The 6592-nt window shown below is 69.4% G+C and carries 8 protein-coding genes and 1 pseudogene; 7 read left to right on the top strand and 2 right to left on the bottom strand.

The window, feature by feature from the left end:
- The first annotated feature begins 60 nt into the window (after positions 1 to 60).
- The 3 genes from FKV24_RS12470 (at position 61) to FKV24_RS12460 (ending at position 3587) form a co-directional block, all read left to right on the top strand.
- On the top strand, positions 61 to 855 hold the full coding sequence (locus FKV24_RS12470; RefSeq protein ID WP_111267351.1) for a thiazole synthase: 795 nt from the start codon (positions 61 to 63) through the stop codon (positions 853 to 855).
- Positions 855 to 1646: a tRNA (guanosine(46)-N7)-methyltransferase TrmB gene (gene trmB, locus FKV24_RS12465; protein ID WP_141482596.1), complete on the top strand. Its 792-nt coding sequence runs from the start codon at positions 855 to 857 to the stop codon at positions 1644 to 1646. The genes FKV24_RS12470 and trmB overlap by 1 nt, the downstream gene beginning before the upstream one ends.
- 102 nt (positions 1647 to 1748) lie before the next feature.
- Complete coding sequence (locus FKV24_RS12460) at positions 1749 to 3587, top strand: SLC13 family permease (RefSeq protein WP_111267353.1); 1839 nt, start codon at positions 1749 to 1751, stop codon at positions 3585 to 3587.
- A 413-nt stretch (positions 3588 to 4000) separates the two neighbouring features.
- On the opposite strand, the pseudogene FKV24_RS20140 reads toward FKV24_RS12460, so the two are convergent.
- Positions 4001 to 4117 (bottom strand): annotated as a pseudogene (locus FKV24_RS20140) (imine reductase family protein); the annotation flags it as partial.
- Here FKV24_RS20140 and FKV24_RS12455 point away from each other — a divergent pair.
- Positions 4096 to 4311, top strand: coding sequence for a helix-turn-helix domain-containing protein (locus FKV24_RS12455; protein WP_141482595.1), 216 nt, complete (start codon positions 4096 to 4098; stop codon positions 4309 to 4311). The pseudogene FKV24_RS20140 and the gene FKV24_RS12455 sit on opposite strands and share 22 nt — an antisense overlap.
- On the opposite strand, the gene FKV24_RS12450 is transcribed toward FKV24_RS12455, so the two are convergent.
- On the bottom strand, positions 4308 to 4649 hold the full coding sequence (locus FKV24_RS12450) for a Rieske (2Fe-2S) protein (RefSeq protein WP_141482594.1): 342 nt from the start codon (positions 4647 to 4649) through the stop codon (positions 4308 to 4310). The two genes, FKV24_RS12455 and FKV24_RS12450, sit on opposite strands and share 4 nt — an antisense overlap.
- 152 nt (positions 4650 to 4801) lie before the next feature.
- Here FKV24_RS12450 and FKV24_RS12445 point away from each other — a divergent pair, with 152 nt between their 5' ends.
- The 3 genes from FKV24_RS12445 (at position 4802) to mscL (ending at position 6405) form a co-directional block, all read left to right on the top strand.
- On the top strand, positions 4802 to 5125 hold the full coding sequence (locus tag FKV24_RS12445; protein WP_249041007.1) for a hypothetical protein: 324 nt from the start codon (positions 4802 to 4804) through the stop codon (positions 5123 to 5125).
- A gap of 55 nt (positions 5126 to 5180) precedes the next feature.
- Positions 5181 to 5909 carry a fumarylacetoacetate hydrolase family protein gene (locus FKV24_RS12440; RefSeq protein WP_111267356.1) on the top strand — a complete coding sequence of 243 codons (729 nt, stop codon included), beginning with the start codon at positions 5181 to 5183 and terminating at the stop codon, positions 5907 to 5909.
- A 73-nt stretch (positions 5910 to 5982) separates the two neighbouring features.
- Positions 5983 to 6405: a large-conductance mechanosensitive channel protein MscL gene (mscL, locus tag FKV24_RS12435; protein ID WP_111267357.1), complete on the top strand. Its 423-nt coding sequence runs from the start codon at positions 5983 to 5985 to the stop codon at positions 6403 to 6405.
- The last annotated feature ends 187 nt before the right edge of the window (positions 6406 to 6592 follow it).

Genomic DNA, 6592 nt, shown 5'->3' with positions numbered 1-6592 from the left:
GAAAGCCATGCCGCCTGGGCGGCAGTCGATGCAATAGGTAGTCGATGCAATAATAGGTGGATGAACGCCCCCCACCGCACCGACCCGCTCGTCATCGCGGGCAAGACCTACGCCTCGCGCCTGCTCACCGGCACCGGAAAGTTCAAGGATCTCGAGGAAACCCGCCTGGCCACCGAGGCCGCCGGCGCCGAGATCGTCACCGTCGCGATCCGCCGCAGCAACATCGGCCAGAACCCGGGCGAGCCGAACCTGCTCGACGTGCTGCCGCCGGACCGCTTCACCATCCTGCCCAACACCGCCGGCTGCTACACCGCCGATGACGCGGTGCGCACCTGCCGGCTGGCGCGCGAGCTGCTCGACGGCCACAACCTGGTCAAGCTGGAAGTGCTCGGCGACCAGAAGACCCTGTTTCCCGACGTGGTCGCCACCCTCGCCGCCGCCGAGACCCTGGTCGGCGATGGCTTCGAGGTGATGGTCTACACCTCCGACGACCCGATCCTGGCCAAGCGCCTGGAAGAGATCGGCTGCGTCGCGGTGATGCCGCTGGCCGCGCCGATCGGCTCGGGCCTGGGCGTGCAGAACCGTTACAACCTGCTGGAGATCGTCGAGAACGCGAAGGTGCCGATCATCGTCGACGCCGGCGTCGGCACCGCCTCCGACGCCTCGATCGCGATGGAGCTGGGCTGCGACGGCGTGCTGATGAACACCGCGATCGCCGGCGCGAAGGACCCGGTGCTGATGGGCCACGCGATGAAGCTGGCGGTCGAGGCCGGCCGCGCCGCGTTCAAGGCCGGCCGCATCCCGCGCAAGCGCTACGCCTCCGCCTCCAGTCCCGTGGACGGGCTGATCGGGTGATGGGCAACGGCGCCGACAAGCCCTCAGACGCATCGCCCGACCCTGCGTCCGGCGACAGCCCGCCCCGGTCCGCTACCGGCAAGGCCCCGCCGAAGCCGTTCACCGTCCACGAAGGGCAGCGCCAGATCCGCAGCTTCGTGCTGCGCCAGGGCCGCTTCACGCCGGCGCAGCAGCGCGCGTTCGACGCGCAGTGGCCGCGTTTCGGCCTCGACTACCAGGCCTCTCCGCGCGACTTCGACGCGGTGTTCGGCCGCGCCCGCAAGCGGGTGCTGGAAATCGGCTTCGGCAACGGCGAGGCGCTGCGCTTCGCCGCCGGCCAGGACCCCGGGCGCGACTACATCGGCATCGAGGTCCACGCCCCCGGCGTCGGCCGCCTGCTCAACGCACTGGCCGAGGACGACGTCGACAACGTCCGCCTCTACCACCACGACGCGGTCGAGGTGCTGGAGAACGAGATCGCCGACGGCAGCCTCGACGAGGTCCGCATCTACTTTCCCGACCCCTGGCACAAGAAGCGCCACCACAAGCGGCGGCTGGTGCAGCCGGCCTTCGCCGCGCTGCTGGTGCGCAAGCTGGCCGCCGGCGGACGCTTGCACCTGGCCACCGATTGGCAGGAGTATGCGGAGCATATGTGGGACGTGCTCGACGCCACCGAAGGGCTGACCAACCGCGCCGGAGCACGCGGCTCGGTGGCCCGGCCGCCATGGCGTCCGCAGACCCATTTCGAGACCCGTGGCCAACGGCTCGGGCACGGTGTCTGGGACCTGCTCTACGACAAGAGCGAGACCTGAGTGGAGAGGAGTGAGCAGTGAGAGTTCCACCCCCACCGCCCGAGGAAGACGCGACCTCGCCCTTCTCCCGTTCCTCACTCCTCTTCGCTCACTACTAGCCAAATGGACACCGCGCTGACGCTCACCACCGACATGAAGCTCGTTCTCGGGCTGGTGGGCTTCACGATGGTGATGTTCCTGTTCGAGCGGATCCGCGCCGACGTCGTCGCCCTGTGCGTGCTGGTGATGCTGGGCCTGTCCGGACTGGTCGCGCCGGACGAGCTGTTCAATGGCTTCTCCGGCCAGGCGGTGATCAGCGTGATCGCGACGATGATCCTCGGCGCCGGCCTCGACCGCACCGGCGCGCTGAACCGGCTCGCCGCCTGGCTGCTGCGGCGCGCCCACGGCATCGAGCAGCGGCTGATGCTGCTGACCGGCGCGATCGCCGGCATCAACTCCTCGTTCATGCAGAACCCGGCGGTGATGGCCCTGTACCTGCCGGTCGCCTCGCGGCTGTCCTCGCGCACCGGCCTGTCGCTGCCGCGGCTGCTGCTGCCGATCGCCGCGGCGATCATCATGGGCAGCGCGCTGACCATGGTCGGCAATTCGCCGCTGATCCTGCTCAACGACCTGCTGGTCGCCGCCAACAGCAACCTGCCCTCCGGCGCGGCCACGCTGGAACCGCTGAAGATGTTCGCACCGCTGCCGATCGGCCTGACCCTGCTGGCGGCGGCGCTGGCCTACTTCCACTTCTTCGGCCACAAGCTCGAGCGCGACGAGGTCGGCAAGGGCGTGACCCCGGCCCGCACCCAGAGCTACTTCGCCAAGGCCTACGGCATCGAGGGCGACGTCTACGAACTGACCGTCACCGCCGAGAGCCCGCTGGTCGGCATGTCGCTGGGCGAGGCGGAAACCCTGCACGGGGTGCCGCTGCTGCTGGCGCTGAAGAGCAACAGCGAGGAGCGGCTGGCGCCGCCGGCCGATACCCGCATCTGGGTCGGCAGCGTGCTCGGCGCGATGGGCCCCAAGCAGCAGGTCGCCGACTTCGCGCAGAACAACTTCCTGCGCCTGAGTTCGCGGCTGCGCAACTTCGGCGACCTGTTCAACCCCAGCCGCGCCGGCATCTCCGAGGCGGTGATCCCGCCGACCTCCGGCTTCATCGGCAAGACCGGACGCGAGCTGGAACTGCGCAAGCAGCGCGGCATCAGCCTGCTGGCGATCAACCGCGACAAGACCGTGCTGCGCGACGACGTGCGCAACCAGCCGCTGCGCGCCGGCGACATGCTGGTGCTGCACAGCATCTGGACCGACCTGGCCAAGGCCGCCGCCGGCAAGGACCTGGTGGTGGTCACCGACTACCCCAAGGGCGAGCAGCGCCCGCACAAGTTCAAGATCGCGATGGGCATCTTCGCGGTGGCGATGCTGCTGGCCCTGTCCTCGCGGCTGCCGGTGTCGCTGGCGCTGATGACCGGCGTGGCCGGCATGTTGATCGCCGGCGTGATCCACATCGACGAGGCCTACTCGGCGATCAACTGGAAGACCGTCTTCATGATGGCCTGCCTGATCCCGCTGGGCTGGGCGATGGACTCCAGCGGCGCCGCGGCCTGGGTCGCCGGCCACAGCATCGAGCAGCTCCCCGACGGCACCCCGGTATGGATCATGCAGTTGCTGCTGGGCCTGCTGACGACGGCGTTCTCGCTGGTCATCAGCCATGTCGGCGCGACGATCGTGGTGGTACCGCTGGCGATCAACATCGCGCTGGCGGCGGGCGGCAACCCGACCGCGTTCGCGCTGATCGTCGCGCTGTCGGCGTCGAACAACTTCATGACCGCCTCCAACCCGGTGATCTCGATGATCACCGGTCCTGCCGGCTACAGCGCCAAGGAGCTGTGGAAGATCGGCGCGCCGCTGTCGCTGGTCTACACCGCGATCGCGGTGCTGATGGTGAACCTGCTGTTCTGACCACGACTGTCCTGAAGCCTGCCGTTCCGATTCGGATCGAAGGACGGCAGGTGTTCGTCACTCGCAAGCTTTCGTAGGAGCTGCGCAAGCTGCGACCGGGCAATCCCGTGAAAGCTCCATCGCGGCTCACGCCGCTCCTACGAAGAGCGTTTTCCCGCCACATGACCCCATCCCCCTGAGTCAGGGGACGATTCGCATCGCAGATGCAAATGGGGGTGTGGCAGCGCAACGGTGGGGCCAAGGTTTGCGAAGCAAACCTTGGGGATTCCCGGGCGCGGCCCGGGGATCGCGGCTCACGCCCGCGAGTGCCGTTGCCGGCACCGGGAATGCCACAGGGCCGAGGCCTGACAACCGGCGCTACGCGCTTTCGTAGGAGCGGCGTGAGCCGCGATTGGACGGCCCCAAGACGACGATCAGGCCGGCGAACGCAGCACCTTGATCAAGGCCGCGGCCTCCTCGCCGGCATGGCCGGCATCGGCGGCGCGCTGGAACAGATCGGCCATGAAGCGTGGGATGCCGTCGTCGATCCCGCTGTCGCGCGCGCGAACTGCTGCTCAGGCGCGACATGCCGGCCAGCCAGATCGCGTTGGAAGCGGGCTTCGCCCACCACAGCCACATGATGCGCACGCTCAGGCGCGTGTTGGGCGAAGCGTCGGTCGCACCGCTGCGCCGCAAGCGCCCACGCGAGCAGGCGACGGCCGCGTCCGGAGCGGACCTGTCCTAGTCGCCGGCGCCCAGCCAGACCGCGCCGTCGCGGACCTCGACCGCGACCTCGCGCAGGGCCTCGCCGCGACACGGACCGGCCACGCACGCGCCGCCGGCCAACTCGAAGCTGGCACCGTGGGCGGCGCACACCAGCAATCCATCCTTGCTGCGCAGGAATCGCCCTGGGGACCAGTCCAGGCGCCTGCCGGCATGCGGGCAGATGTTGAACCAGGCGCGCACCCGGTCGCCGTCGCGGAACAGCACCAGCGACTCGGCATCGCCGTCGACCACCGCTTCGACCTCGGCCAGGCCATCGTCGGGGAACTGCTCCAGTTTCAACAGCGGCTCGGTGCTCATCGGCGAAGGTCCGGGTGGGGCGTGCCGGCACGACCGACGGCCGCTCACGCTCTTTTAACGAATCCATTACACGGTCATATGCGCGGGGCCCGATACTCGCGCCTCGGCAATGTTGCCGGATTGTGTCACGACCGCCCCAGACAACCGAGCCCATGTTCGCCCACACCTTCCGTTTCGACCCCTTCCGCCTGCACGAACGCATCCGTTCCGCCGCCTCGCCGCGCAAGCCGCGCCAGCGCTGGCTGCGTATCGCGCTGGGCGTGCTCGGGCTGGCGATCCTGGCGGTGCTGGTGATGTTCTCGGTGGTGGTCGGCGCGGCGATGATCGCCGCCGGCCTGCTGCTGCGGTGGTGGCAGCAGCGCGGGCACCCGATCGCCGGTAAACACCGCCGGCACGACGGCCAGGTCGTCGACGGTGAGTTCCGTGTCGTCGAGAAGGCGCGCCTGGAAGACCGCACCATCCCGCCGGCCGGCTGAGCCGCCAGCGCCTCCTCCGCCGCGCCGAGCGGCCGCAACCCACGGGACTCAGAACATGGGCGACGTCATCCCGGCGCCGGAAGCGCCTCGCATCCCGATCATCGACAACGACGAGGCGGCGGCGCGCCGGTTCCCGGTCCGCCGGATCTACTGCGTCGGCCGCAACTTCGCCGATCACGCGCGCGAGATGGGCGCGGCGGCGCCCGCGGGCAAGGCCGACCGGGGCCTGCCAACGTTCTTCCTCAAGCCCGCCGACACCATCGTCGTCGACGGCCAGGTGCCCTACCCGCCCGGCACCACCGAGCTGCATCACGAGGTCGAGCTGGTGGTCGCGCTCGGCGCCGATGCCCCGCCCGGCGAACTGGCGCCGGAACGGGCCGGGGCGTTGGTCTACGGCTACGCGCTGGGCCTGGACCTGACCCGTCGCGACCTGCAGGCCGCGGCCAAGGCCAAGGGCCTGCCGTGGGATACCGGCAAGTCGTTCGACTTCGCCGCGCCGGTAGGTGCACTGGTGCCGGCGGCCGCGCTGGGCGATCTTGCCGGGCGTTCGATCGCGCTCGCGGTCAACGGCGAGATCCGCCAGCATGCCTCGCTCGATGACCTGATCTGGAGCGTTCCGGAGATCCTCCACGAGCTGTCGAAGCTGTACGCGCTGCGCGCCGGCGACCTGGTGTTCATGGGCACGCCGGCCGGGGTCGGTCCGCTGCGCCCCGGCGACAGCTTCCAGGCGACCCTCGACGGGCTGCCGCCGCTGTCCGGACGGATCCTGCCCGCGCTGGCCTGAGCGCCCGCGCATCGCCTGCGGGCGCGGGCTTTGCGGTAGCCTGTCGGCCACGTTCATACACGGAGCACGGCAGATGGGCATGGTCAGCGAGTTCAAGGAATTCATCGCCCGCGGCAACGTCATCGACCTCGCCGTCGGCGTGGTGATCGGCGCGGCGTTCGGCAAGATCGTCACCGCCCTGGTCGATGGCATCGTCATGCCCGCGGTCGGCCACCTGACCGGCGGCGTCGACGTCAGCGACTGGAAGTACGTGCTCAGCCCGGCCTCGGTCGATGCCGCCGGCGCCGAGATCGCCGAAGTCGCGATCCGCTATGGCGCCTTCATCCAGACCCTCGTCGACTTCGTGCTGATCGCCTTCGTGATCTTCCTCTTCATCAAGGGCTACAACCGGCTGAAGAAGTCGGCCGAGGCCGAGGCCGAAGCCGCCGCGCCCGCCGAGCCCAGCGAGGACGTGCTGTTGCTGCGCGAGATCCGCGATTCGCTCAAGCGCGGCTGATCCCGCCACCGCAAAGCCGCGACCAGCACCCCGTCAAAGCCCCATCGCGGCTCACGCCGCTCCTACGAAGAGCGTTTGTCCGCCCCATGACCCCAGCCCCCTGAGTCAGGGGGCGATTCGCATCGCAGATGCGAATGGGGGTGTGGAAGCGCAACGGCGGGGCCCAAGGTTTGCGCAGCAAACTTTG

It is taken from the genome of Marilutibacter maris (assembly GCF_006546735.2).
Taxonomy (GTDB): Bacteria; Pseudomonadota; Gammaproteobacteria; order Xanthomonadales; family Xanthomonadaceae; genus Marilutibacter; species Marilutibacter maris.
Note: the sequence above shows the minus strand (reverse complement) of the source record. Positions and strands in the feature narration are given on the sequence as shown.

Coding starts and splice junctions, on each gene's coding strand:
- FKV24_RS12470 (WP_111267351.1), top strand. CDS start 61: ATGAACGCCCCCCACCGCACCGACCCGCTCGTCATCGCGGGCAAGACC.
- trmB (WP_141482596.1), top strand. CDS start 855: ATGGGCAACGGCGCCGACAAGCCCTCAGACGCATCGCCCGACCCTGCG.
- FKV24_RS12445 (WP_249041007.1), top strand. CDS start 4,802: ATGTTCGCCCACACCTTCCGTTTCGACCCCTTCCGCCTGCACGAACGC.
- FKV24_RS12450 (WP_141482594.1), bottom strand. CDS start 4,649: ATGAGCACCGAGCCGCTGTTGAAACTGGAGCAGTTCCCCGACGATGGC.
- FKV24_RS12440 (WP_111267356.1), top strand. CDS start 5,181: ATGGGCGACGTCATCCCGGCGCCGGAAGCGCCTCGCATCCCGATCATC.
- FKV24_RS12460 (WP_111267353.1), top strand. CDS start 1,749: ATGGACACCGCGCTGACGCTCACCACCGACATGAAGCTCGTTCTCGGG.
- mscL (WP_111267357.1), top strand. CDS start 5,983: ATGGGCATGGTCAGCGAGTTCAAGGAATTCATCGCCCGCGGCAACGTC.